Source organism: Microbispora sp. NPDC088329, assembly GCF_040685655.1.
In the GTDB taxonomy this organism is placed as follows: domain Bacteria; phylum Actinomycetota; class Actinomycetes; order Streptosporangiales; family Streptosporangiaceae; genus Microbispora.
On record NZ_JBFBIP010000003.1, the window covers coordinates 104,651 to 130,361 of the forward strand.

Sequence of the window (25,711 nt, forward strand, 5' to 3'; positions counted from 1 at the left end):
GCCGTGGGCGAGGAAAGTTTCACGACCGCGGCACGGCTTGCGCTCCTGGCGGATCCGCCGCGAGCGAAGAGCGCGCCGGTGGCCGGCCGGGCCGCTCTAACGTCGCCACATGGATCTGGTCGAACTGCTCCCCAGCCTGTATTTCCTGCGGTTCCCCGTCGGGCACGTGTACCTGTGGCGCGACCCGGACGGGCTGACACTGATCGACTCGGGGGTTCCCGGCTCCGCGCCGCTCATCGAGGACGCCGTCCGTGCGCTCGGGCACGCGCCGTCGGACGTGCGGCGGCTGGTGCTGACCCACTTCCACGAGGACCACACCGGCTCGGCCGCCGAGATCGTCTCCTGGGGCGAGGTCACCGTGTACGCCCACCGCGACGACGCGCCGTACGTCCGGGGCGAGGCGGCCGGGCCCCCGCCGGTCCTGTCCGGGTGGGAGCGGGAGCTGTGGGACCGGGTCCACGCGGGCATGCCGCAGGTGCCCGCGCCGCCCGTGCGCGTCGACCGCGAACTGGACGACGGCGACGCGCTGGACTTCGGCGGCGGGGCGCGGGTGCTCGCCGTGCCCGGTCACACCCCGGGCAGTCTCGCGCTCCATCTCCCGGGGCCGGGCGTGCTGTTCACCGGCGACACCATCGCCCGCGCACCCGACGGGCAGGTCATCCTCGGTGTGTTCAACGCCGACCCGGCCCGCGCGGTCGCCTCGTTCGCGCGGCAGGCGGCTCTCGACGCCGAGATCGCGTGCTTCGGGCACGGCGAGCCCGTCACCGAGGGCGCCTCCGGCCTCCTCAGGGACGCCGCGGCACGCCTCACCGGGTGAAGCCGGCCAGCTCCTCGGCGAACTCGATCTGGGGCTCGGCGACGAGCAGCTCTCCGAACCTGGCCACGAAACCCGAGACGTACGGCGCGGCGAAATGGGCCTCCCGCGCCTCCTCGTCCACGTACTTCTCGTAGATGATGAACGTGTCCGGGCCCTGCCGGTGGAGCACGAAGGCCAAGGCGCCCTTCTCATCCTGGGTGGAGGCGACGATGCTGCGAATCGTCGCCTCCACCTCGTCCGCGTGTTCGGGCTTGGCCCGCAGGATCGCCACGCACACCGCCACCGTCCGGTCTCCTCTCGGGCAGGACCTCTGAGCCGCTGATCATGATCAGCCTAGGGCGCGGCGCACCGAAGCGGAACCCGGACCTGACAACCGGCCGAGACAGCAGGGGTGAGGACGGCTGTGGTGAGGATGGCAGGGGTGAGGCCGGTGCGAGCGGGGGATGTCTCGACCGTCATCTGTCCCCCAGCGGCCGCCGCGGGGAGCCGCAGTTAGGGGTGCGCATGCGCATCACCGCCGTCGAATCCACCGAGCTGTTCGTCCGCGTGGCCACCGGCGAGGGCCCGCGCCAGGTGGTCCGTGTCGTCCTCGACGAGGTGCCGGACCACGCGTCCCCGGTGGTCGAGATCACGGGCCCGGGGGTGAGGGGCGAGCACACGGGTAACGGGCCGCACCCCTGTGTGGTGGAGGTGCCCGTGGAAGCCGCGGCGCCCGCCGCGGTCGCGGGCGCGCGCGTCCCGATCACCGTGCGGGCCGCCGCGGGCCGGGAGCGGTGCACGGCCGAGGGCGAACTGCTCGTGACCGAGCCGGGGTGGACGGTCTGGATGATCCCCCACTTCCACTACGACCCGGTCTGGTGGAACACCCAGGCCGCCTACACCGCCACCTGGGACCACGCGGGCGGCCTGGCGCAGGCGAACCGGCAGGAGTTCCAGCACGCGGGATTCGACCTCGTCCGGCTCCACCTGGACACCGCCAGGAGGGAGCCCGAATACACGTTCGTGCTCGCCGAGGTCGACTACCTCAAGCCGTACTGGAACGCCCATCCCGAGGACCGGGAGTACCTGCGCCGTCTGCTCGCCGAGGGCCGGCTGGAGATCGTGGGCGGCACGTACAACGAGCCGAACACCAACCTGACCGGGCTCGAGGCGACGATCCGCAACATCGTCCACGGGATCGGCTTCCAGCGCGACGTGCTCGGCGGCGAACCGGCGACGGCCTGGCAGCTCGACGCGTTCGGGCACGACCCGCAGTTTCCCGGGCTGGTCGCCGAGGCGGGCCTGGCCTCCAGCTCCTGGGCGCGCGGGCCCTACCACCAATGGGGCCCGATGCTCGCGGGCGGCGGCTGGGGCGACCCGTCGGTGATGCAGTTCCCCTCCGAGTTCGAGTGGCTGTCGCCTTCGGGACGCGGTGTCACGACCCACTACATGCCGGCCCACTACAGCGCCGGATGGTGGATGGACTCCGCGCCCGGGCTGGAGCAGGCCGAGGCCGCCGTCTACGCGCTGTTCACGCTGCTCAAGAAGGTCGCGGCGACCCGCAACGTGCTGCTGCCCGTCGGCACCGACTACACCCCGCCCAACAAGTGGGTCATGGAGATCCAGCGCGACTGGAACCGGCGCTACGTCTCGCCGCGCTTCGTCTGCGGGCTGCCGAGGGACTTCTTCGCCGCCGTGCGGGAGCAGGGCGTCCGCCTGACGCCGCAGACGCGGGACATGAACCCGATCTACACTGGCAAGGACGTGTCGTACATCGACACCAAGCAGGCCCAGCGGCACGCCGAGACCCGGCTCGCCGACGCCGAGAAGTTCGCCGCCATCGGCACGGCGACCCTCGGCGCGCCCTACCCGCACGCCGCCCTCGACAAGGCCTGGCGGCAGATCGCGTACGGCGCGCACCACGACGGCATCACCGGGTCGGAGTCCGACCAGGTCTACCTGGACCTGACGACGGGCTGGCGGGAGGCGTACGACCTGGGCGGGCAGGTCCTCGACGCCTCGCTGCGCCGTCTCGGCGAGGGGCTGACCGGCGTCGCCGTCTGGAACCCCTCCTCCTGGCCCAGGACCGACCTCGTCCGCGTACGGCTGACGCTGCCCGAGCCGGGGTCGTACGGCCTGACGCTCGAGTCCGGCGGGGGCCTGTTGCTGGAGCATCCCGAGCGGCACCCCGACGGCAGCCTGGCGGCGGTGGACGCGGTCTTCGTCGCCGCGGGCGTGCCCGCGCTCGGATACCGGACGTTCCGGCTGGCGCCCACCGCGGAGCCCGCCCCGATCGGCTGGGCCGTACGCGAGGGAACCCGGATCGGGAACGCCACGCACACCGTGGAGGTCGATCCCGAGCGCGGCGGGACGGTGTCGAGCCTCACGGTCGAGGGCCGCGAGCTGCTGCAGCAGGGGCGGACGGGCAACGAGCTGCTCGTCTACGACGAGCACCCGGCGCACCCGCGCTTCGGCGAGGGCCCCTGGCACCTGGTGCCGAGCGGCGGGGTTACGGGCTCGGCCGCGGCCCACGCGGAGGTCACCGTCGCCGAGTGCCCGGCGGGGCGGCGGATCACCGTCGGCGGCCGGGTCGGCCCGGTCGTCTACACCCAGGAGATCACCCTGTGGGACGGGCTGCCGCGGGTGGACCTCACCACCCACGTGGACGAGTTCCACGGCTCCGACGTGCTGCTGCGGCTGCGCTGGCCCGTGCGGGTCCCGGGGGCGCTGCCGGTCAGCGAGGTCGCCGGCGCCGTCGTCGGACGCGGGTTCGGCCTGATCGACGTGGATTCGGCCGAGCATCCGTGGACGCTGGACAACCCCGCGCACAACTGGTTCGCTTTGTCGTCCACCGCGCGCGTCGTGCTGCGCTCGCCCGCCGGACGCCTGATCGGCGCGCGGGCCATCGGCGTCGCCGAGATCATCGAGCCGCGGGACGCGGCCGCCGGAGCAATCAGGGACCTCGCCGTGGCGCTCGTACGGCAGGGCGTGACCTCGACGTGTTCGACCGGGCCCGGCCCCCGATATGGGAATCTCGCTGTGGACTCCAACCTGCCCGACGTGCGCATCGCGGTCGGCACGCCCGAGGAGAATCCCTTCGTCGCCGCGCTGCTGGACGACGCGGAGGCCGCGCAGTTGCGTGCGCGTCTGAACGCCGAGGGCCGGGCCCGCATGTGGGTGCCGGCGGACGAGCCGCTGGAGAAGGTCTGGGTGCCGGGCGCGGACCTCACCGGCCTCCGCGACCTTCCCGTGCTCGTGGTCTGCGGCGAGGGCGCGGCCGAGGCGCTGGCCGCAGACCTCGCCGACGCGGTCGTGGAGGTGGTGACGGACGCCGAACCGGCCGGCGCCGCCCTGCACGACTCTCTCCGCGACTCCCTTGCCGCCGGCTCCACGGACGACTACCTGGACGATTACACGGTGGGGATCGTCAATCGGGGCATCCCGGGCTTCGCGGTCGACCCCTCGGGGGCGCTGCACGTGTCGCTGATGCGGTCGTGCACCGGCTGGCCGTCCGGCGTGTGGATCGACCCGCCGCGCCGGACCGCGCCCGACGGCTCGAACTTCCAGCTCCAGCACTGGACGCACACGTTCGAGTGCTCCCTGGTGGCCGCCCCCGGCGACTGGCGCGCGGCCGGCCTCGTACGGCTCGGCCACGACGTCAACCATCCTCTGCTTGCCACCGTGGGAGACGACGGGCCGGCGGGCGAGTCGCGGTCGTTCCTGGAGACGGGGCCCGGCCTGGTCCTCACCGCGCTCAAGGCGGCCGGCAACCCGATCGCCTCGGGCCGTACGCCCAATCCGGTGACCGCGCTCACCGCCCGCGTCCACGAGGCCGGCGGCGGGACCGTTCCGCTCTCGATCACGACAACGCTGCCCCTGAGCACGGGCTCCTGGGAAACGGCACCGTGGCGGCGGGCCGACCTCCTGGAGAACGTCACCGGCGAGGCCCCCGGCACGCTCGACGGCATGGAGATCGTCACGCTCGTCGCCTCGCTCCGTCCCGGGCCGCCCGTGGACGGGGCGGGGGAGCGGGCGGGCGGTCGTGGGGCGAGCGCCGGCGGCCGGGCGGTGGCCTGCGGGAGCGCGCCTGTGGTGCCGGAGACCGAGCCGCACCAGCCGGTCCACACGCGCTACTGGCTGAACAACACCGGGCCCGCGCCCATGGGCGACCTGCCGGTCGCGGTGCACCTGTCCCCGTCCGACGTGGACGTCGCGGGGCCGGTGGACCTGACCCTGACCGTCGCCTCCGGCCTCACGGAGGACCGGGCGGAGGGCGTGGTCACGCTCACCGCCCCCGGCGGCTGGTCGGTGGCGCCCGCCGTCCGGCCGTACGTGCTGCCGCCGGGAGGCCACGCCACCGTGCCGGTACGGCTCACGCCGGCCCCCGGCGCCGAGCCCGGCCTCTACCTGCTCACCGCGCGCACCGAGTTCGGCGGCCAGGCGTACGAGGACGTGACCCGGCTGCACGCGTTCCGGCCGGGCGAGGGCGGACGGCGGGCGCCGGGGCTGGAGGTGACGCTGGAGGGTCTCGGCCACCCGCCCCACCTCCGGCTGACGCCGGGCGGCCGGGCGGAGATCGTGGTCCGGCTGGGGTCCGAGGCGCGGTCGCCGGTTTCCGCGCGGGTGCAGCTCGTCAGCCCGTGGCAGACGTTCGGGATGTTCCCGGAGTGGAACACCGGGGCCGTCGTGCCGCCGGAGGGCGAGGCGGAGGTGCGCTTCCCGGTTCGCGTGCCGCGGGGCACTCGGCCGGGCCGGTGGTGGGCGCTCGTGAAGATCGCCTGTGCCGGGTGGCTGCACTACACCGACACGATCGAGATCGAGGTCGAGCCGTGAGCGGCCCGTACGACCCCAGGACCGGCGCCCCGGCCGGTTCCGGCGCCGCACCCGCAGGCATCCCCTCCTGTGGTGCCCGCGGGGCGGACGCCGTCTTCACGGGTGTGCCCGGCGGCGTCAGCGTGCCCGGGGCCGTCTCCCCGCCGGAGGGTGCTCTCGCGGGCGGCGAAATGATCGCGGCGGTGGTGGGGGAGCAGGTGATCACGGCCGCGGAGGTGGATCGTCGGCTGCGCCTGATGCGCGGCGGCCCGCTCGCGGCCCGGCTGCCGCACCCGGGGACGGCCGAGGGCCGCAACCTGCGCCGCTGGCTGGTGCAGGTCATGGTGGCCGAGACGCTGGCCGAGCAGGAGGCGGCCCGCCTCGGCCTGGCGTCCGAGCAGGTCGCCCCGCCGGAGCCCCTCCCAGCGCCGGGGCCCTGCCGGCGGTCCGGCCGTCCGGCGTTGCCGGACGCGGCGAATGACTCGGCCGGGGCGTCCGGCGGGACGGCCGTCGGGCCCGGGGCCGTGTTCACCTTGGCGGGCGCGTTGCGCACCGGAGGAGTCGTGGCGGCGGTGCTCGCGGCGTCACCGGCGGCGCGAGCGGTGTGCCAGGTGCTCGCCGCGGGCCGCGAGCCGTCCGAGGACGAGGTGCGCGACTACTACCGGCGCAACCTCGACCGGTTCACCACGCCCGAGACCCGCTGGGTCCGTCCGTTCGGGCGGGTCCGGCGCGGGCAGCTCACCGGGCCCATCGAGGACGCGGTCTTCGCGGCCCGCGAAGGTGAGACGACCGGGCCGGTGGAAGGCCCCGGCGGCCCCTGGACGCTGGTGGTCGAGCGGATCGAGGCGGCGCGGCGGGAGCCGTACGCGGCCGTGCGGGAGCGGATCGGCGCGGAGCTGGCGAAGGAGAGCGCGGAGCGGGCCTTCGCCCGGTGGCTCGACGCACGGCAGGCCGATTCGGTCGTGCTCACGCCGGGGCACGAGCATCCGGCCGACCCGGCACAGCCCGACGCCGGCCACCGGCATTGACCATACGACGGATTCGGCGCCCCGGTGCCGGTGCCCATCCCAGCCGGTTCGATCGTCACTCACACCGGCCGCCAGGAGACGAAACCGCGCTCGACCATACATGGACCGGGCGAAGCGGAGAAATCGGCGTGAACTCCCAACTCCGTAACTCCGGCGCCGCCTTCGGCTTGCGCGAAATCCTCACTCCGATATCACACGATGTGATGGACTGACAGATCATGACCGTTCTGCCGGTGTGCGCTCATGAAGCGAACCCGGCGGATTCCGCGATCGCGAGCGAATGGGAGGCGCATTGTGATGGAGCGGCGACCAGACCGCGGGCGTCGCTTACCGAAGAGACACGCGGAGTCTGATGATTCCGGCGTATGGCGCAGATCGCTAAGAAAGCCGATTGCGCGGGCATTAGGCATAATAGCCGCCGTACTGACAGCGACCATCACCGCTGTCGCCACGGATGCCTCGAAAGAGCTCCTCGGCGTCGGAGAGGTCACGAAAGGCCCATCCGTGGCCCCCGCTCACGCTCCAAGCGCTGGCGCTGGCGCTTCGCCTCTCGGCTCGCCGAGTGCCGCGGCGGGCCCGAATGCGGTGTCCGTTAAGCCGGTGCTCATGGACAAGCTGAATCCGGACAACAACTCATGGGTTTTTCCCGACAAGAAGGGGCTCTCGGAGAAGGAGGTCCGGGAGATCAATGAGAGATTCCTGAGCGGCAACGAGTACGACGAATATATGCGCGGGCTCGGTGCCGTGGACACCGAAGGGGTCGATTTGACGGTGGTCGTCGAGGGCGCCCGGGCATATCCGGTGCGGGTACTGGATATGCGCGTCGAGAAGCGATGCGTGAGCCCTGGTGGTGTCCTCTTCTTCGCGCCCATGCAGGGGGCGGAGAAGAGCACGGCCATCGGGTTCGATCTCGACCGGCGGGACCCGGAACCGCTGATACCCGGCGACGAGAGCGATCCGAAGGGGTGGAAGGGGAACTACTTCGATCAGCACACCGTGAGCCTCAAGCCGCAGGAGCAGGCGGTGTTCCGAATCCGAGCAGTGACGGACACCGGCTACTGCGCGTTCCGCATCGTGCTCGTCGTGGCGGATAAGGATCGGCTGGTCCGCCAGGTGCTGGACGACGGCGGCCGCCCGTTCCGGGTGTGCGGCCTGAAAGAGAACTCGCGCGCCCCGGGGCTGTTCACACAGTTCGCCGGAATGTACGTAGGCGGAGTCTTCAACATGAAGGACGGCGATGGGAGATTCGCTAGGCGTGACCCCGGACGATGGCAGGCGATCGACGGCTAGGCGAAGCCGATCCGGAGCGGCGTGAGCCGGCCGCCGGGCGGAGGGGCCGGGCGCGGGATGGTTCCGGGGCGGCGCGGGCGGTCCGACCCGGGCGTTTCGGGGCACGTGAGTAGGCATGGCACAGCAAGTCAGCGCCTTCGACGCGCAGTTTCTCAACTTCGAGACGAGCACCAATCTCGCGCACATCGCGGCGCTCACGATTCTCGACCCCTCCGGCAGGCCCGGCGGCGCGCTGACCCGCGAAGACCTCGTCGCGTTGCTCAAGCGGCGGCTCCATCTCGCGCCGCCCTTGCGCAGGCGGCTGGTCGAGGTGCCCTTCGGGCTCGACCACCCCTACTGGGCGGAGGATCGCGAGGTCGACTTCGACTACCACGTACGGGATCTGGCGCTGCCTCTTCCCGGCGACGACCACAAGCTCGCCGAGCAGGTCGCCCGGCTGCACGCGGCACGGCTCGACCGGGGGCGGCCGCTGTGGGAGATCTACCTCATCCACGGCCTGGCGGGGGGCCGGGTGGCGATCTACACGAAGGTCCACCACGCCGCCGTCGACGGCGTCACCGGGGCCGAGGTGCTGGCCGCCGTGATGGACTTCGAGCCCGAGCCGGCCGCCGTCCCGGAGGCCGAGGCCGAGCCGCAGCGGGCCCCCGACACGGTGGAGATGGTGATCAGGGGCGTCGCGCGGGTGCTGGACAACCCGTTCGCCCTGCTGCGCTTCATCGCCGAGGCGGTGCCGCGGCTGGACGAGGTGCCGTTCGTGGCGCAGCTCCCGGGGGCGGGACTGGTCTCGCGGTTCGTCCGGGGCGTCGGCGGCGGCGACGGTGAGCCCCTGCCCGAACTGCCCCGCATGGTGGTGCCGCGTACGCCGTTCTCCGGGCCGATCTCGCGGCACCGCCGGTTCGCGTTCGGTCAGTTGCCCCTGGACGAGGTCAAGCGGATCAAGAACGCCTCCGGCGTCACCGTGAACGACGTCGTCATGGCGATGTGCGCCACGGCGCTGCGGCGGTGGCTGGCCAAGCGCGACGAACTGCCCCGTCAGCCGCTGGTCGCCGGGATCCCGGTCTCCACCCGGGGGCAGGCCGCCAACGGCACGGCCGCCAACGAGGTCATGCTGACCATGACGACCCTGCCGACCGACGTGGCCGACCCGCGCGACCGGCTGCTGTCGGTGAACCGCTCGATGCGACTGATCAAGGAACGACTCGCCGCGGCACCGGCGGCCTGGCTCCTGGAGTTCAGCCAGGCGATGCCGGCCGCGCTGAGCGCGCTGGCGGCCAGGTCCGCCTTCCGGATCGCCTCGCGTGCGGCCCCCGCCATGAATCTGCTGGTCTCCAACGTGCCCGGGCCTCAGACGCCGCTCTACGTGTGCGGGGCGCGGGTCACCGCGCTCTATCCGATGTCGGTGATCACGGACGTCAGCGGTGGGATCAACATCACCGTGTTCTCCTACGACGGCAAGCTCGGCTTCGGGATCGTCACGGATCGCGACATGGTGCCCGACGTGTGGGACCTCATCGACTACCTCCGGGACTCGCTGGCCGAGTACGGCGCTCTGTCCGGCCCGCCCGAGCCCCGGCGACGGCAGAAGGCGGAGCGGCCGGCGCGGGCCCGTACGGCCGGAGAACCGGCGAGCCCGGCCCGCCGCAAGAGAGCCGGAGAGCCGCCCACGACCTGATTCCGGCCGGAGAGGAGGGCCGCGATCTTCCCTGCCGGCGGCCGTTCGTCACCGGCTCGTCGCCGGCCGTTCGTCACCGGGCGGCGGTGGAGGTGGCGGACGGCGTGGGGCCGGTGTCGCGGTTCTCCATGATCAGGACGGCGATCCCGGCCGTCAGCAGGAGCGCGAAGACGGCGGTGACCACGCCGAACACGATCGACTGCCGGGACATGCCCGTGCGCGGCGGGAGCGTGGGAGCGGCCCCCTGCGGGGAGCCCTGCAGCGGCCGGCCGGGTGGCCGGTGATGGGGTGGCAGGGGGTGGGGTGACCGGTGGGCGGGGAGCCGATGATCGGGGGGCCGGGGGGCCGGCACCGCGTTCGGCGTGGTCGCCGCCCGGCGCACGTCCTGACCGTCTCCTGCCAGGTTTCCGGCCGGGCCGGTGAGCGAGTGGCCCGGTTCGGCGGGCCATCCCTCCCCGGGGGTTCGTCCGCGCGCGGCGGGCCCGAGGGCGGAAGGGCCGGTTCCGGAGGAGGACGCAATGGGGCCGGAGAGGGAAGGGGCGGGCCCGGAGGGGGACGCAATGGGGCCTGAGGGTGATGCGGCGCCCCACCCCGGATCGCCGGCCGGCCTTCCGGCCGCGGACGGCCGCGCCGCGGCGGACCGCGCGCCACCTCCCGGCGCGGAGCCGTCCTCGGCCAGGGCGGCGAGCGCGTCCCGCAGCCCGGCGGCCTTCCGGATCCGCTGGGCCGGATCGGTCGCCATGCCGTGGCGCAGGACGGCGGTGAGCGCGGCGGGCACGCCGGGGACGTCGGGGATCGGCAGCCGGTGCAGCGCCATGATGGCCGCGATGTTCACCACGCCGCTCTCCGGGAAGCGCGGCGGCCTGCCCTGCAACAGGGCGTACAACGTGGCCGAGAGCGCGTACACGTCCCCGGCGGCCGTGGGCTCGGTGAGGTCGAACGCCTCGGGCGGGGCGTAGGCGGGTGTGAGCGATTCGCGCGTCACCGACACCTCGCCCCGCGCGGTGCCGCCCTGCCCCGGCATGGTGGCCAGCCCGAAGTCCGACAGGGCGACCATGCCGTAGGAGTTGACCAGGATGTTGGCGGGCTTGACGTCGCGGTGGAGGACCCCCAGGGCGTGGGCGGCGGCCAGCGCGTCGGCGATCTTGATGCCGATGTCGCGCACCTCACGTGGACGGAGCGGGCCGCCGTCGCGCAGCCGGTCGGCCAGCGACCCGTTGGGGCACAGCTCCAGCACCATGTACGGCCGGCTGTCCGCGAGCACGCCCGCGTCGTAGACGTCGGCCACGTGCGGGTGGCCGGACAGGGCGCCGGCGGACGTCACCTCGCGCATGAACCTGCGCCGGTCGCGGTCGGAGACGAGCACCCGGTTGTCGATCTTGAGCGCGACCTCCCGGCCCACGGCGAGCTGCCTGGCGCGGTACACGACCCCGAAGCCGCCCTGGCCCAGGACGCCGAGCACCTCGTAGCCCGGCACCAGCGGCCCGCCCGCCTCGCCCACCCCGCACCTCCGACTCGGCGGAACCGCGATCACAAATCCCGTGTCCGGCACATTACCGGAGTGATCGCCCATCGGCCCCCCATCTGCGCGGAGCGCGGCGGGGGCTCAGGCGGCACGAGAAGGGAACCGCGGCACGGGCGTGAGCGTGCACCTTCCTACGTGTCGTGCTGCCGGCGCACCATCTCGGTGATCCAGATGGGCGCGAACGGAGACGTGCAGCCCGGGGAGGTGGGGTAGTCCTTGAGCACCTCCAGGCGTTCACCGATGCCGATCGCCCGGGCGCGGTGCCCGGCGTGCTCGATGCCGATCTGGGCCAGGCAGTGGTTCATCGCCCACTGCAGGCGCTCCGGGGCGTCTTTCATCTCCGCCTCGATGACGTCGAGCAGTCCTGCGAGGTCGAGGCCTTCGGGCTTCCTGGTCACGCGTTCGGTGGTCAGCGCCCAGCCGGCGCTCGCGACGACCGGATCCGGATCGACGGACCAGGCCAGACGCAGCTCCTCGGCGTGCGGGTTCTTCTTCACCACGTAGTTCACGAGCCAGTCGTGCACCTTGGGTGCGCGTGCCTCGCGCAACATGACGTCGAGCTCGTCGCGCTCGAACGCCTTCGGACGGCAGATCAGGATCGCCAGCAGTCTCGCCGCCGTGTCGTCCGTCTCCCAGAGCCGGCACGCGAGTTCCTGCTGCGTCTTCAACCGCTTCGCGAGCGCGCGCAGCCTGCCGAGGTTCACACCGTGGTCGTCACCGTGTTTCTCGTTGACCTCGCGTGCCTTCGGGTCGTCGAGCGCGGCCAGCTCGGCCATCACCTCGGCCACCGTCGTCTCGGTCGGCGTCGCCTCGGCCACCTCAGCCTCCTGTCCGTCACGGGCGAGATCCAGCCTACGAGCACGCCCATGGTGAGCACGGTGCTCTCGATGCGTTCGATGAGATTCGCGCGGTCCTCTTCCGGCCGCCATGGATCGGGTCCGCCGTGCCTTCCGCGGTGCTTCCCTCGATATGAGCGTCCGGCCATCGGCGGAGACGGACCCTATGCTGTGCTCATGACGGGGCTCACGACGGGCGGCACAGGGGAGCGCGGCCGGAGCCCGGAGCGGCGCAGGGACCTGCTCGACGCGGCCGACCGGGTGATCCGCAGGGAGGGCCCGCAGGCGTCGATGGCCGCGATCGCGGCGGAGGCCGGGATCACCAAGCCGATTCTCTACCGTCACTTCGGCGACAAGAGCGGCCTGTACCAGGCTCTCGCGGAACGCCACGCCCGCGTCGTGATCGACCTGCTGCGCCCCGAGTTCGCCAGGGCCGTCGCCGACCCCCGGGTACGCGCCAGGGCCACCGTCGAGGCCTATCTGGACACGATCTCGGCCAACCCCAACCTCTACCGCTTCCTGTTCCACCGGGCCAGCGCGGAGGACAGCCGCACCCGTACGCAGATGGCCGCGATCGTGCGCAGCGTCGGCGAGGAGCTGGGCGCGGTGCTCACGCAGGAGGGCGTCGCCGACCCGGTACGCGCCCAGGTGCTCGGCCACGCGTTCGTCGGCATGGTGCAGGCGATCGGGGACTGGTGGCTGGACAACCACGGGCTCGACCGCGACACGGTCGTGGACAGCCTGGTCGATGTGATCGCCGGGGTGCTCAAGCCCTGACGCCGTCCCATTTGGCGCCCTAAATCAGGTCAGATAACGCACAAATGTGATTAAGGGCCCCATGAAGGCCTTTATCGCGCATGCCGTGAAACATCGATGTCACCCGATCGGGGTAATTTAGTTGCGCTAACTAACTGTCCGTCCGTCGCGCGCTGCGCGGAAACAGGCTGCGCGCTGTGCGGACCAAGAGGAGGGGAACCACTCCGTGGCCGTAGCGAACCAGTCCCTGGCGGGGGCGTCGCCGCAGGCGGCGCCGCCCTCGCGGTACAAATGGATCGCGCTGTCCAACACCACCCTCGGCGTCCTGATGGTGACGATCAACCAGTCCATCGTGCTGATCGCCCTTCCGGACGTCTTCCGGGGCATCCACCTGAACCCGCTCGACCCCGGCAACACGGGCTACCTGCTGTGGATGATGATGGGCTTCATGGTCGTCACGGCCGTGCTGGTGGTGATGTTCGGCCGCCTGGGCGACATGTTCGGCCGGGTCCGCATGTACAACCTCGGGTTCGCGGTCTTCAGCCTGTGCTCGATCATGCTGTCGCTGACCTGGATGGACGGTGACGCCGGTGCCATGTGGCTGATCGGCTGGCGGATCGTGCAGGGGATCGGCGGGGCGCTGCTGTTCGCCAACTCGACCGCGATCCTGACCGACGCCTTTCCCGTGCGCCAGCGCGGCACGGCGCTCGGCATCAACTCGATCGCCGGCATCGCGGGCTCCTTCCTGGGCCTGGTCATCGGCGGGGTCCTGGCCCCGGTCGACTGGAAGGCGATCTTCCTGGTCTCCGTGCCGTTCGGCGTCTTCGGTACGATCTGGGCGTACCTCAAGCTGCGCGACAACGGCGTGCGCCGCCGGGCCCGGATGGACTGGTGGGGCAACGCGACCTTCGCCGTCGGTCTCATCGCGGTGCTGGTCGGCATCACCTACGGCATCCAGCCGTACGGGACCGGCGTGATGGGGTGGGGCAACCCGTGGGTGATCGCCGCGCTCGCCGGGGGCGTTCTGCTGCTCGCGCTGTTCGCGTGGGTCGAGACGAGGGTGGCCGAACCGCTGTTCCGGCTGACGCTGTTCCGCAGCCGCGCGTTCCTCGCGGGCAACATCGCCAGCCTGCTCACCGCCCTCGGGCGCGGCGGCCTGCAGTTCATGCTGATCATCTGGCTGCAGGGCATCTGGTTGCCCCTGCACGGCTACAGCTTCGAGGAGACGCCCCTGTGGGCGGGCATCTACATGATCCCGCTGACCGTGGGCTTCCTGCTGTCGGCGCCGGTCTCCGGCTGGCTGTCGGACCGCTTCGGGCCACGGATGTTCACGGTCGGCGGCACCCTGGTCACCGCGGCGAGCTTCTTCGCCCTGATGACCCTGCCGACGGACTTCGGCTACGGCGTCTTCGCGCTGCTCATCCTGATCAACGGCCTCGGGTCCGGCCTGTTCTCCTCGCCCAACCGGGCGGAGATCATGAACGCGGTCCCGGCGGAGTCCCGCGGCGTCGGCGCGGGCATGACCGCCACTTTCCAGAACTCCTCGATGGTCCTGTCCATCGGCGTGTTCTTCAGCCTGATGATCGCGGGCCTGTCGCAGTCGCTGCCGCACACCATGCACGACGAGCTGGTGGCGCAGGGCGTGCCCGCAGCGCAGGCCGATGGAATCGCCCAGCTGCCGCCGATCGCCGTGCTGTTCGCGGCGTTTCTCGGATACAACCCATTCCGGCAGCTCCTCGGTGGCGTCCTGGACCGGCTGCCCGACGGCGGCGCCCACCTGACGAGCAAGGAGTTCTTCCCGCACCTCATCGCGGGTCCCTTCCACCAGGGCCTGGTCATCGCCTTCTGGTTCGCCGTGGCCGCGTGCCTGGTGGCCGCCCTGTCGTCGCTGCTGACCGACCGCGTCGGCCGCCGGCACCGCGCCGCCGCCCACGAGTCGCTCGGCTCCGAGCTCGCCGCGGTTGCCGGCGAGGCCGGCCTGGCGGGCAGCGAGCTGGTCGTCCCGGACGAGGAGTTCGACGCCCCCCGTGCCACCAGGGACACATGAGCACCTACGGACGAGCGTGGGCGGCGGCGGACGGTGCACGCACACCCGCGGACGTTCCGGCGGCCGGGATCACGCGGTGAGGGGGTCCAGCACCACGACGGGGATGCGGCGCCGCGTCATCTTCTTGTACTTCAGATAGACGGGGTGCCGCCGGCTCATCATCCGCCACAGGCGTTCGTACTCTTCGCCCGTGGCCTCGGCGGCGCGCACCTTGAGCACGGTGAGGCCGCCGGGGCCGCCCACCTCGATCTCGGCGACGGGGGCGTCCCGCAGGTTGAGCCACCAGGCGGGAGTGGCGTCGTCGCCTCCGTTCGAGGCGATCACGATGAACCGCCGGCCGTCCCTGCCGTACCCGACCGGCCGGGTCCGCAGCAGGCCGGTCCTGCGCCCCCGGGTGGTGAGGAGCAGGACGGGGATTCCACGCATGGTGGCGGGCTTGCGCCCGCCGGTTTCGCGATAGGTGCGCACCTGCCGGTCGCAGACGTGCCGGATGAACCTGTTGAACAGGCGGGAGCGGCGTGCCATGTCGCTCAGCTCCCGAAGACGAGGCGCCGGCGGCGACGGTGCCCGGGGCGGAGGAGTATCAGCAGCAGGCTGAGGACCGGTCCGGCGATCTTGCGGATGTGCGCCATCTCGTCCGGGCTCGAATACCGGTCGACCCAGGCGAGTTCGAAACGCGGGTCACCGCCCCTGAGCGACTTCTCCATCTCCTTCCAGTCGGCCGCCGAGACGTACTTCTCGATGACCGGGAAGATCCTGCGCTCCTCCTCCTCGATGTGCTCGTCGATGAGCTCTGAGAGCGTGCGCAGCGCGGCCGCCAGCTCGTGGACGCCCCGTCCATCCGCGAACGCCCGCGCGGTCACCCGGACCCGGTCGAGCAGGGGGTCGAGTTCGGAGTGGTCGTCGGAGAGGTCGGTGAGGTCCACGGCGGCGCCCGCCGACCGTTCGATCACCGGCCAGACGACCTCGTCCTCCCTGGTGTGGTGGTGATGGATCGCCGCGCAGACGTCCTGCGTGTAGCGGGCGATCGCCGCGGCACGGGCGGGGTCCGCCCGATGGAGTCCCGCGTCGAGGTCCTCCGTCAGGGCGTGGAGCCGGTGCAGGTCGCCGCGCATGGCGCGGTGGATGATGCGGATCCCGGTGAGGTCAGGGGTGTCCACGATGAGCCTCCATGATGTCCGAATCGGTCTCGGAACCACGGTGGCCCTGGTCGCTAAACGCCTGTTTGGCGGCCACTTGGCGGCATCACGCCCAGGCTTCCACGCCTCCTGCCTTGCGCTCCCTGTCTCGCGCCTCCTGCATTGCGCTCCCTGTCTCGCGCGCCGGGCCTGCGTGCTTGGCTTGCGTGCTTGGCTTGCGCGCCCTCCGCTCGCGCCGGAGGCGCCTACGCCGGACTCGGACTCACCGCGGCGAGCGCGCGGAGGGCATCGGCGCGCCAGTGCGGCGAACCGAGCTGCTCGGCGACCTCGACGGCCGTGGCGTAGTGCTCCGCCGCGGCGGCGGGGTCGCCCAGGAACTCCGCCAGCCTCCCCAGCACGAGACCGGCCGGACCGAGTGTGATCGCCACCGTGTGCAGGCCGACCATCTCCTTTCGGAACGGAAGGAGAAGGCAGTAGCACTCACCGGCCACCTCCCGGGCGCCGAGGGCCATCGCGTTGCCCGCGCGTAGCGCCACGTTGATCGTGTGGTAGACCCACCGCGTCGGCCGGCGGTCCACCGGCCAGGCGGACCGGGCCTCCTCCAGACGCCCGGCGGCGACCAGCGCGCTGACGTAGAACTCGTCGATCTCTTGGGGAATCCGGGCGCGGGCGGCGGCGAGTTCGGCCACCGACTCATGCGCCCGCCCGCAGGCGAGGCGTACCACGAACCGGGCCAGGCTGCGGAAGGAGGCGGCGTTGGGCCCTCCGGCCTCTCCCATCCGGTCGGACAGGACCGTGTAGGCGGCCTCGGCCTGCTCGAACTCCCCTTTCACCAGGAGGCGGAGGGCGTCGAGGAACGCGATGATGGCCAGGACGAGGCCCAGCTGGCCGCTCGTGGAGTATTCCACCGCCCGCCCGGCGTGCCGTTCGGCCGTTGCCCAGTCGTTGCGGCCCAGCGCGACCATGCACAGCGCGTGGTGGCCGAGCGTCTGGTGGCCGAGCAGCCCTTCGCGGGCGGAGACCTCCAGCAGCTCGTGCCCGACCGGCTCCAGTTCGTCGCGACGGCCGGGCACGAAGGTCGCCCAGTAGCGTGCGGCGAGCGCCAGGCACAGCAGCCGGGGATCACCGAGGTCGCGGGCGATCTCGAGGGCCTCGGCGCTCGCGCTGTCGACGATCTCCTCGTCGTGGCCGCCCATCTCCTGCGCCAGGGCGGCGAGCAGCCGGCACCTCAGCTCGCCTGTCGCGGTGGGCAGGCAGGTGTGGATGGTCTCCACGATGTCGACGTCGAGCTCGTTGTCGTTCTGCCAGATCATGGGGGCGTCGAGGGCGACCGCCGCGCGGGCGAGGGCCCCGACGTCGCCGAGTCGTCTGGCCAGCGCCAGGGCGCGTCCGCGGGTGGCCGTGGCCCGGATGATGTCGCCCGCGCTCGCCCGCGCCGAGACCAGGCGGCACACCAGGTCCAGCCGGATGTCGTCCGCGGGCTCGGTGGCGAGATCCAGGGCCCCGAGGGCGCCCTCCAGCAGGGTCGCCGCCTCCTTGTGCGCGTACACGCCGGACGCCTGCCCGGCCGCCCGGCGCGCGTACTCCGCGGCCTCGCGCGCGGTGGCCGGCGTGGCGGCGGCCAGCGCGTGATAGCCGAGCGCGCCGACGTCGCCAGGGTGCACCCGCTCCAGCGCGGTGAGCACCTTCGCGTGCAGCCGGGTACGACGCAGCCGGGGAATGTCCTCGTAGAGAGTCTCGCGGACCAGGACGTGGGTGAAGCGGACCCTCCCCGGAGCCGGCTCGGTGAGGAGCCCGGCGAGCACTCCCGCCTCCAGGCCGCCGAGCACGGTCTCCTCGTCGGCGTCCTGAACGGCGACCAGCACGTCGACGTCGGCGTCCCTGCCCATGACGGCGGCGTTGCGCAGGGTCGTCTGGGCCGTCGCGGGGAGGCGGGCGATCCGCCTGCGGATGAGGTCGCGGACTCCGGGCGGCAGCGAGTGCGCCGCTGACGTGCCGTCGGTCGCCAGCAGCCGGGCGGTCTCGGCCACGAACAGCGGATTTCCCCCGGTCCTTTCCGCGACCGTACGGGCGATGGCGGCGTCGACGTCCAGGCCGGAGCGCTCCGCCAGCAGGCGGCGTACGTCGTCCTCCCCGAGCCCCTGCAGGGTGACGTTCTCGGCCGTCTGCACGGCCAGGGCGGCCCCGGCCGCCATCAGGTCGTCGCCCGCCTCGGAGGGACGGTGCGTCAGGACCACCAGGACCGGGGTGCCGGTCAGCCTGGCCGCCAGGTGACGCAGCATCTCGAGAGTCGCGTCGTCGGCACGGTGCACGTCCTCCAGAACGAGCAGCAGCGGCCCCGGCACGCTCTCCAGGTAGTCGCCCACCGCCTGGGCCAGCCAGAACTGGCCGGCGCCTGGGGAGTCCTCCTCCAGCAGGGGCGCGAGCCGGGCCTCCGTCCCGGGTTCCGGGGGATGGACGGCGAACAGGGTCCGCAGGACCTCGGTCCACGCCCACGCGGGGGGCACCCCGCCGAGCGTCTCCGGGCACCTGCCGACCGCGACCCGCCAGCCCTCGTCGGTGAGACGCCGGAGCAGGGCGTCGGCCAGCGTGCTCTTGCCCGCGCCGGGGTCCCCGCCGAGCCAGGCCACGCGGAACCCCTGCCCGGCCTGCCCCGCGGCGGCGACCAGACGGGCGAGCTCCGCCGTACGGCCGATCACCCGGGGCGCCGGAGCGGCCGGTGACGAGGCCGCCGGCGACGAACCGGCCGGTGACAGCGCGGCGGGTGACAGAGCGGTCGGTGATGGGGCGAGTCGCGCGGGCACGGCGGCGGTCTTCGGTATGTCGAGGGCGTCGCTGTGCGTCAGGATGTCGGTCTCGAGAGCCCGCAGGGCGGGGCCGGGGTCCATACCCAGCTCCTCCGCGAGCTTGTCCCTGGTCCTGCGCAGGGCCGCCAGCGCGTCCGCCTGCCGTCCCGAGCGGTAGTAGGCGACGGCCAGGAGCCGTACGGCGTCCTCGCGCAGCGGGTGGGCGGCGACGTGGCGCTCCAGCTGCGGCACGATCTCGGCGTGACGGCCGAGCGCGAGCTTCGCCTCCGCGCGGCACTCCACGGCCAGGATCCGCAGCTCCTCCAGCTGCGCCGCCTCGGGACCCGCCCAGTCCTCGTCGGCGAACTCGGCGAGGGCCGGCCCCTGCCACAGCGACAGGGCCTCGTCGATCGTGCGCGACGCCTCGGCGGGCTCGCCCCGGTCGAGCAGGGCGACGGCCGAGTCCATGAGTGTGCGGAACCGCCACGCGTCGACGGCGTCGGGGCCGAGCCGCAGCAGGTATCCGGGCGGGGCGGTCATCAGGACCTTCGCCGGAGTGCGTGGCGCGCGGCCGGGTTCGAGGAGGCGGCGCAGGTTGGAGATGTAGACCTGGAGCGCGCCGAGCGCCTTCGGCGGGGGCTGGCCCTGCCACAGGTCGTCGATGAACCGGTCGGTCGAGACCACATGCCCGCCGGCGCAGACCAGCCGCGCCAGCACCGCCCGCTGGAGCGGCGGTCCCAGATCGGCCGGACGCCCGCCCACCTCGGCCCGGAACTGGCCGAGAACCCATAAACGCACCATTTCCAGCAGAGCATAGGGAGCGTTCCATATCCCGGCATAGTCACAATTCGGGGTTACGGCCGGTCCGGTTGCGACATCCCCGGCGGCCCCGGTTCCAGCGAATTCGAGGACGTCAAGCGGGCGGCGGGCGACCTCGCCGGGCTCCGGGAGCGCTTCGACCTCGTCGCCTACGACCCGCGCAACGCGAGGCTCGCCGCCGAGCTCCCCGAGTCCTGCGCACGGCCGGCGGTGCCGGCCCTGACCGCGCCCCTGAAATCGGGCCGCGTACGACGCCCAGGCACGCGCGATCGCCGCGGCCGTCCGCGGATGCCGGGCCGAGGACCGCAGCGGGTTGTACGGCGGGCTCGACTCGCCGTCGGCGGCCCGCGACATGGAGGCGATCCGCGCGGCCCTGGGCGAGCCGCGGCTCACCATCAGGGCCGGCTCTTACGGCGGGGTGCCGTGCCGGCCGCCGCCTGCCTCCGGCTGTTCCCGGAACACGTCCGCGCGATGTGCATGGACGGCGTGATCGACCAGACCGCCGGCCGGGCGAACCAGAACCTGCTGGCCTACCGGGGCCTGGAGCGGATGTTCGGCCGCTTCACCGACTGGTGCGCGGCGACGCCCGCCTGCGCGCTGCACGGCGAGGACGCCGGGAACGGGCGCGGCCTCCGCACCGCCGTCGCGGAGGCCGCCGGCCCGGTCACCCGTGGACCTGTCACCCGTAGACCTGGGAGACCCGGCGCTCGTACGCCCGGCGCCAGGAGAGCCGGTAGAGGATCCGCATGATGGCCGGAGCGGTCCCGAAGATGTGCTCGCGGTCGGCGGGAGTGGCGACGTCGACCAGCCAGGCGGCGAGCATCGGCAGGTCGCGACCGTGACTCTTACTGACCTTCTTGCCCGACTCCTCCCACCAGGCCGCGCTGACGTGCTCCCTGATCAGCGGGACGACCTCGGACTCCTCCAGGTCGAGGTGGCCGTTCAGCAGCCGGTCGAGCGCGCGCAGGTCCGCCGCGACCTCGCCGGCCGGCCGGCCACCGCCGGAAAGCCTGCCGATGACGGCGTCCATCTCCTGGTGGTCGGCCTCCAGCCGGTCGAGCGTCGCGGCGGCCTCCGGGACGAGGCCGCGCAGCAGCGGCCAGATGCTCTCGTCCTCCTCGGTGTGGTGGTGGTGCAGGGCGCGCAGCAGCAGCGCGAGGTGCTCGTCGACGACGGCGCGGCGCCGCTCGTCGCGGGGGTCGCAGCGGTCGAGGACCTCGGCCAGCCGGCCGAACTCGCGCCGCAGGCCGGCGTGGAAGACGAGGAACATGACGAGGTCGGGAGCGGGTTCACCCGGTCGGCGCCGGGTCTGCGTCGGTGTTGTCATGGCCCCACGATGCGGGACCCTCCTTCACCGCCACTCAACGCCCACTTGCGGCCCTCTTCCCGGCCGGTCGTCACCCGCGTACTGCCTCGCGTTCGCGGGCGATCCGGGCGGCCCACCAACTCAGCCCGGCCGTCGCGCAGCGCTTTTCGGCCGCCTCCAGGTGCGCTCGCGCCTTCTGCGGCCCGGCGGCCCGGCCCAGGTGGGCCAGCCGCCCCAGGAAGTAGCCGACCGGCCCGGCGCAGAACGTCCCCGCCCCGAAGGCGATCCTGTCCTCGTACGGCAGGAGCCTGCGATAGGTCCGCGCGCACCCCTCGTGGTCGTCCGCGACGATCTGGGCCTCGCCCTGCAGGCACACCCCCGGCAGCTCGCCGAAGTCGCGCGGCAGCGGGTGCCAGCCCTGCTCGCGCGCCGCCTCGGCCGGCGCCCGGTCGCCCCTCCAGTTCGCGAAGAGCACGTCCATCACCTGACGGTGGGCGGGGAAGGGGGAGTACTGTTCCATCAACTCCTCGACGCCGTCGGTCTCGCGCATCGCGATGTGCCGCGCGAGCAGCGCGGAGGCGAGCGCGGTGCTCGTGTACCAGAGGTTGAGCCGCTCGCCCGCCTCGGCCGCCGCGGCGTAGGCGTCGCCCGCGCCGTCGAAGTCGGCGTCGAGCAGGCGCCGGGCGCCCGTCCAGATGAGGTGCTGGAACCGCGGCCAGGGCAGGTCGAGCCGCTCGACCAGCACGGCGGCCCGTTCGGCGGCCCGGTCCGCCCCGGCGACGTCGAACAGCTCCATCCGGGAACGTTCCCGGATCATGTGGCCGAGCAGCTCGAACCCGGGCGATCCGAGCCGGGTGAGCTCCTCACCGATGGCGTCGAGCTCCGGTATGTGCTCCGGCAGCTGCACGCCGAGGTAGCGCGCGTTGAGGGTGAACCCGAGCAGCTCCTCGCCCGCCTCGCCACGGGCCACCAGGCGGCGGGCCATCGCCAGCGCCTCGGCGGTGACCGTGTCGCACCGCGGATCGGCCGACCCGTCGTAACGTTCCATCCCCAGGCAGCCGAGCAGCCGGCAGCGCAGCTCGGAGTCCCCCTCGGGCAGGGCGGCCAGGGCGTCCTCGAGCCGCCGCACCACCTGCAGCTCCATGTCGCCGTACGCGTACATCTTCCACAGCGCGGGAGCGTCGAGGCTGGTCAGCGCGCGGGCGGCGAGCAGAGGATCGCCCGGCCCGTCGGCGGCGAACACCGCCTCCACCCTGGTCCGCCGGGCCGAGACGCCGTCGCCGGCGGCGAGCTGCGCGCGGACCAGTTCCAGCAGCAGCTCCACGTGCCCGGCCGGGTCCGCCCCGGGCAGCGTCCCGTGCGCCTCGACCGCCCGCCGCCACCACTGGGCGGCGTCCTCGTAGGCGTGCCGGCCGGCCGCCTGCCGGGCGGTGGACGAGGCCCATCGCACCGCGTCGGCCGCGGCGCCCGGACCTGCGGCCAGCGCGTGCCGGGCGAGGACCGCCAGGTCGGCGCCCGGCCGTAGCCGGAGCGCCCGCAGCGCGGCCAGGTGCAGCCCGGCCCGGCGGCGGGGCGGGATGTCGGCGTAGACCGTCTCCCGCATCAGGTCGTGCGTGAAGCGCAGGTCCTCGTCGAGGACGCGGATGGCGGTCGCCGCGTCGAGCGCCTCGTCCACGTCCACGCCCGGGACGTCCCCGGTGTCCCCGACGACCTCGGCCACCAGCCGCCGGTCCGCGCCGGTGCCGAGCACGGCCGCCGCGTCGATGGCGGGACGGTGCGGCGCGGGCAGGCCGAGCAGGCGGCGGCGCAGCACGTCGGCCAGGCCCTCGGGCACCCCGGTGAGCGCCCTCTCGACGCCCTGGTCCTCGGCGAGGCGGAGGGTCTCGCGAATGAACAGCGGATTGCCCCGGGTGCGCTCGGCGAGCGCCGCCACGGTCGCGGCGTCGCTCAGCCCCGACAGCTCAGCGACAGCGGCGGGATCGAGCCCGGCCAGCGGCAGGCGGAGGGCGTCGTGCCGCCCGAGCAGGCCGAGCGCGTCGTGGACCGCGGCGGTGCCCTCTCCGGCCCGTACGGTCACCACGACCGCGACCCCGCCGCGCAGCAGCATCGGAAGGTCGGACAGCAGATTGAGCGACGCCGTGTCCGCCCACTGAAGGTCGTCGATCAGCACGAGCAGCGGCCGGTCGGCGGCGGCCGCGTCCAGGTATGCCGCGGTGGCCTGGTGCAGCCGGAACCGGGCCTCGCCCGCCTCGGCCGGCCGATCGCCCGGCGAGGCCGTTCCGGCTCTCGAAGCGGTGCCGTCTCGCCCGGCGCCGCCCAACACGGTGCCGTCTCGCCCGGTGCCGCCCAACACGGTGCCGCCCAACACGGGGTCGCCCAGCGCGATGCCGTCTCGCGTGGTCTCGTCCAGCACGGGATCGCCGAGCAGCACTCGCAGGGCGGCGGCCTGCGCCGGGGACGGGGGCACCCGGCCCGCGAGGTCCCGGACGACCTGCTGCCAGGGCCACAGGGCGGGCGCCCCTGAGGTTTCGTGGCACCTGCCCCACGCGACCGGCCAGCCCTCGGCCGCCCGCCGCTCCGCGAACGCCTCCGCCAGCCACGTCTTGCCGATCCCCGGCTCACCGGAGATCACCGCGATCCTCGGCCTCCCACCGGCCACGTCTCGGGCCAGCTCCGCGAGCCGGTCCAGCTGGGTGCCCCGGCCGACGGCCCGGCGTTCCGGCCGGTCCGCTCGCGCCGCCACCACCGGTGCGGCCGGTGCGTCCGGGCCCCGCCGTGCGCCGCCGGGGCGGTCGAGAGCCGGGTCCTGGGCAAGGATCGCCTCCTCGAGCCGCCGCAGCGCCGGGCCGGGATCGAGGCCGAGCTCCTCGGCCAGGCGAACCCGGGCCGTGCGCAGCGCCTCCAAGGCGTCCGCCTGCCGCCCCAGCGCGTAGAGCGTGCGGGCGAGCAGCTCCCACAGCCCTTCGCGCAGAGGATGCGCGGCCACCAGGGCCTCCAGCTCGCCCACCACGTGCGGGTCGCCCACCCGCCCGGCCAGCAGCCGTTCGCGCGTCACGAGGTGGGCCTCGGCGAGCCGCTCGATCTCCGGCCGGAGCCAGGGCACGTCGCCGAACTCCTCGTACGGCATGCCGCGCCACAGGGCCAGCGCGCGTTCGGGCTCGCCGGCCTGGGCCAGGCGGACGAACTCCGCCGCGTCCACCTCGTGCGGCCCGAGCGCGTACCCGGGAGGGCGGCTGAGCAGCACGGACGAGGGCGTGCGGGGAGCGCGGCCGGGTTCGAGCACCCGGCGCAGGTTGGAGATGTAGCTGTGCAGCGTGTTGTGGGCACGCGGCGGCGGCGTGCCGTCGTAGAGGTCGTCGAGGATCGCGTCCACCGAGACGGTCGCGCCCCTGGCGATCAGCAGCCGGGCCACCAGCAGCCGGGGCCGGGGCCCACCGAGGTCGACGGGAACGCCGTCGACGTACGCCTCGATCGGGCCGAGCACCCGGAACATGACCGCCATGCCGGGATTGTGCCACGATCATCTGCCGGTTTCGCCGCCCTAGGCGGTGAGCATCCCGGGGACGGCGCGGCGCAGGTGGGCCAGGCTCTCCGCGGCGGCGTCCATGGCCCGCCGGACGGGCCCGGTGAGCACGCCGTCCCGCTTGACGATCGCGCCGTCGCAGACGACCGTGCGGACGAGCCCCGGGTGACCGGCGAGGACGACGGCCGCGCGGGGATCGAGCACCGGCGCCACGGCGGGGGTGTCGGCCGCGACCACGATCAGGTCGGCACGCTTGCCGGGCGTGAGACTGCCGGTGACGCCCGCCAGCCCGGCCACCGCGGCGCCGTCGGCGGTGACCATCCGCAGCAGGTCGCCGGCGGTCAGCGGCACCGGGTCCTGGGTGAAGCGGTGGTGGGCCAGGGCGGCGCGCATCTGCGTGAACATGTCTCCCGAGGTGGCGACCTCGGTGTCGGCGCTGAGACCGGTCACCAGACCCGCCCGCAGGAGGCGGCCGGTCGCCGGCGTGCCGAGCCCGGGCATCGTCATCTCGATGAACGGCGCCACGCTCGCGGTCGCGCCCGCGTCGGCGGCGGCCTTCAGCTCGTCGTCGCCGGTCGCGCTCGCGTGCACGAGGGTGACGGTCTCGTCGAGCAGGCCCTCGTCGTGCAGCCATCCGACGCTGCCCACCTTGTCGGCGGAGCCGACGTGCATGGTGGCCCGCAGGCCGAGCTCACGGGCGAGCAGCAGGTCGCGCCGGGCGGCGGCGGGGGCCGACATCTCGGGCCCGCGCGCCGCCAGGGCCATCGTCACGCGGGCGGCGTCATCGTGGAGCACGTCCCTGACCCGGCGGACGTCGGCGGGAAGCTCCGCGTCGCTGTGGTCGCCCACCCACGCCAGCGGATCCACCTGGGGCCAGCCGTAGGCGAAGACGCCCCGGATGCCGCTGTCGCGCAGCGCGGCCACGGCGGCGTCGCTGTGCCCGGGGGTGTTCTGGATGTGGGACCAATCGACCAGCGTGGTGATCCCGGCCTCAAGCGCGCCGAGCGCGCCGAGCAGGGTGCCCGCGTAGACGTCCTCGGGCCGGAAGTTCGGCCCGAGCTGAAGGAACGCCGCCCCGAGGTAGTCCATCAGGCTCCAGTCGAGCCCGATGTGACGCAGCGCGGACTGCCAGGTGTGGCGGTGGGTGTCGACCAGGCCCGGCATCACCAGGCAGCCCGAGGCGTCCACGACGGTGGCGCCCGAGGGGGGCTCGGCGGCGGGGCCGACCGAGACGATCACGCCGTCGCGGACGACGACGTCGGCGGGGCCGTCCGGGACGGCCGGGTCCATGCCGAGCACGTGACCGCCGGTGACGACCAGATCGTGGCTGAGAGGCATCTGATGCTCCTTCGCTGTTCGAGGTGATGCCTCTTTGT

General features: G+C 73.3%; 16 protein-coding genes. 7 read left to right on the top strand and 9 right to left on the bottom strand.

Annotated elements, in window-relative coordinates; all coding sequences use genetic code 11:
- The first annotated feature begins 109 nt into the window (after positions 1 to 109).
- Positions 110 to 817 carry an MBL fold metallo-hydrolase gene (locus AB0O28_RS07755; RefSeq protein WP_363637467.1) on the top strand — a complete coding sequence of 236 codons (708 nt, stop codon included), beginning with the start codon at positions 110 to 112 and terminating at the stop codon, positions 815 to 817.
- Here the strand turns inward: AB0O28_RS07755 and AB0O28_RS07760 are convergent.
- Positions 807 to 1,100, bottom strand: a complete 294-nt coding sequence (locus tag AB0O28_RS07760; protein ID WP_363637469.1) for a putative quinol monooxygenase — start codon at positions 1,098 to 1,100, stop codon at positions 807 to 809. The two genes, AB0O28_RS07755 and AB0O28_RS07760, sit on opposite strands and share 11 nt — an antisense overlap.
- Positions 1,101 to 1,321: 221 nt before the next feature.
- Here AB0O28_RS07760 and AB0O28_RS07765 point away from each other — a divergent pair, with 221 nt between their 5' ends.
- The 4 genes from AB0O28_RS07765 to AB0O28_RS07780 all read left to right on the top strand — a co-directional run bounded on the left by AB0O28_RS07765 (position 1,322) and on the right by AB0O28_RS07780 (position 9,598).
- A complete protein-coding gene (locus AB0O28_RS07765; RefSeq protein ID WP_363637471.1) occupies positions 1,322 to 5,629 on the top strand; it encodes an NEW3 domain-containing protein in 4,308 nt (1,435 codons plus the stop codon).
- A complete protein-coding gene (locus AB0O28_RS07770) occupies positions 5,626 to 6,636 on the top strand; it encodes a peptidylprolyl isomerase (RefSeq protein ID WP_363637473.1) in 1,011 nt (336 codons plus the stop codon). Before AB0O28_RS07765 ends, AB0O28_RS07770 begins: the two co-directional genes overlap by 4 nt.
- 606 nt (positions 6,637 to 7,242) lie before the next feature.
- Positions 7,243 to 7,926, top strand: coding sequence for a hypothetical protein (locus AB0O28_RS07775; RefSeq protein WP_363637475.1), 684 nt, complete (start codon positions 7,243 to 7,245; stop codon positions 7,924 to 7,926).
- Between the two features lie 115 nt (positions 7,927 to 8,041).
- Complete coding sequence (locus tag AB0O28_RS07780) at positions 8,042 to 9,598, top strand: wax ester/triacylglycerol synthase family O-acyltransferase (RefSeq protein ID WP_363637477.1); 1,557 nt, start codon at positions 8,042 to 8,044, stop codon at positions 9,596 to 9,598.
- 73 nt (positions 9,599 to 9,671) lie between these two features.
- Here AB0O28_RS07780 and AB0O28_RS07785 read toward each other — a convergent pair whose 3' ends face one another.
- Both AB0O28_RS07785 and AB0O28_RS07790 read right to left on the bottom strand, forming a co-directional pair.
- Positions 9,672 to 11,099: a protein kinase gene (locus AB0O28_RS07785; protein WP_363637479.1), complete on the bottom strand. Its 1,428-nt coding sequence runs from the start codon at positions 11,097 to 11,099 to the stop codon at positions 9,672 to 9,674.
- 155 nt (positions 11,100 to 11,254) lie between these two features.
- Positions 11,255 to 11,899, bottom strand: a complete 645-nt coding sequence (locus AB0O28_RS07790; protein ID WP_363638378.1) for a DNA alkylation repair protein — start codon at positions 11,897 to 11,899, stop codon at positions 11,255 to 11,257.
- A 237-nt stretch (positions 11,900 to 12,136) separates the two neighbouring features.
- Between AB0O28_RS07790 and AB0O28_RS07795 the strand changes: the two genes are divergently transcribed.
- Positions 12,137 to 12,736, top strand: a complete 600-nt coding sequence (locus AB0O28_RS07795; protein ID WP_363637481.1) for a TetR family transcriptional regulator — start codon at positions 12,137 to 12,139, stop codon at positions 12,734 to 12,736.
- A gap of 205 nt (positions 12,737 to 12,941) precedes the next feature.
- Positions 12,942 to 14,762, top strand: coding sequence for an MFS transporter (locus AB0O28_RS07800; protein WP_363637483.1), 1,821 nt, complete (start codon positions 12,942 to 12,944; stop codon positions 14,760 to 14,762).
- Positions 14,763 to 14,831: 69 nt separating this feature from the next.
- Here the strand turns inward: AB0O28_RS07800 and AB0O28_RS07805 are convergent, their stop codons facing one another.
- From AB0O28_RS07805 to AB0O28_RS07830, 6 genes are all read right to left on the bottom strand, one after another.
- On the bottom strand, positions 14,832 to 15,287 hold the full coding sequence (locus tag AB0O28_RS07805; RefSeq protein WP_363637485.1) for a nitroreductase/quinone reductase family protein: 456 nt from the start codon (positions 15,285 to 15,287) through the stop codon (positions 14,832 to 14,834).
- Positions 15,288 to 15,292: 5 nt separating this feature from the next.
- Positions 15,293 to 15,922 (bottom strand): hemerythrin domain-containing protein, encoded by a 630-nt coding sequence (locus AB0O28_RS07810; protein WP_363637487.1) that lies wholly within the window; start codon positions 15,920 to 15,922, stop codon positions 15,293 to 15,295.
- Between the two features lie 224 nt (positions 15,923 to 16,146).
- A complete protein-coding gene (locus AB0O28_RS07815; protein WP_363637489.1) occupies positions 16,147 to 19,488 on the bottom strand; it encodes a BTAD domain-containing putative transcriptional regulator in 3,342 nt (1,113 codons plus the stop codon).
- Positions 19,489 to 20,185: 697 nt separating this feature from the next.
- A complete protein-coding gene (locus AB0O28_RS07820) occupies positions 20,186 to 20,833 on the bottom strand; it encodes a hemerythrin domain-containing protein (protein WP_363637491.1) in 648 nt (215 codons plus the stop codon).
- Between the two features lie 70 nt (positions 20,834 to 20,903).
- Positions 20,904 to 24,314 carry an AAA family ATPase gene (locus AB0O28_RS07825; protein ID WP_363637493.1) on the bottom strand — a complete coding sequence of 1,137 codons (3,411 nt, stop codon included), beginning with the start codon at positions 24,312 to 24,314 and terminating at the stop codon, positions 20,904 to 20,906.
- Positions 24,315 to 24,353: 39 nt separating this feature from the next.
- Positions 24,354 to 25,673 carry an amidohydrolase family protein gene (locus AB0O28_RS07830; protein WP_363637495.1) on the bottom strand — a complete coding sequence of 440 codons (1,320 nt, stop codon included), beginning with the start codon at positions 25,671 to 25,673 and terminating at the stop codon, positions 24,354 to 24,356.
- Between the last annotated feature and the right edge of the window lie 38 nt (positions 25,674 to 25,711).

Excerpts from the sequence above, each read along its gene's own strand:
- AB0O28_RS07755 (WP_363637467.1), top strand. The coding sequence starts at position 110 with ATGGATCTGGTCGAACTGCTCCCCAGCCTGTATTTCCTGCGGTTCCCC.
- AB0O28_RS07765 (WP_363637471.1), top strand. The coding sequence starts at position 1,322 with ATGCGCATCACCGCCGTCGAATCCACCGAGCTGTTCGTCCGCGTGGCC.
- AB0O28_RS07775 (WP_363637475.1), top strand. The coding sequence starts at position 7,243 with ATGGACAAGCTGAATCCGGACAACAACTCATGGGTTTTTCCCGACAAG.
- AB0O28_RS07780 (WP_363637477.1), top strand. The coding sequence starts at position 8,042 with ATGGCACAGCAAGTCAGCGCCTTCGACGCGCAGTTTCTCAACTTCGAG.
- AB0O28_RS07790 (WP_363638378.1), bottom strand. The coding sequence starts at position 11,899 with ATGGCCGAGCTGGCCGCGCTCGACGACCCGAAGGCACGCGAGGTCAAC.
- AB0O28_RS07795 (WP_363637481.1), top strand. The coding sequence starts at position 12,137 with ATGACGGGGCTCACGACGGGCGGCACAGGGGAGCGCGGCCGGAGCCCG.
- AB0O28_RS07805 (WP_363637485.1), bottom strand. The coding sequence starts at position 15,287 with ATGGCACGCCGCTCCCGCCTGTTCAACAGGTTCATCCGGCACGTCTGC.
- AB0O28_RS07815 (WP_363637489.1), bottom strand. The coding sequence starts at position 19,488 with ATGGTGCGTTTATGGGTTCTCGGCCAGTTCCGGGCCGAGGTGGGCGGG.
- AB0O28_RS07820 (WP_363637491.1), bottom strand. The coding sequence starts at position 20,833 with ATGACAACACCGACGCAGACCCGGCGCCGACCGGGTGAACCCGCTCCC.
- AB0O28_RS07825 (WP_363637493.1), bottom strand. The coding sequence starts at position 24,314 with ATGGCGGTCATGTTCCGGGTGCTCGGCCCGATCGAGGCGTACGTCGAC.
- AB0O28_RS07830 (WP_363637495.1), bottom strand. The coding sequence starts at position 25,673 with ATGCCTCTCAGCCACGATCTGGTCGTCACCGGCGGTCACGTGCTCGGC.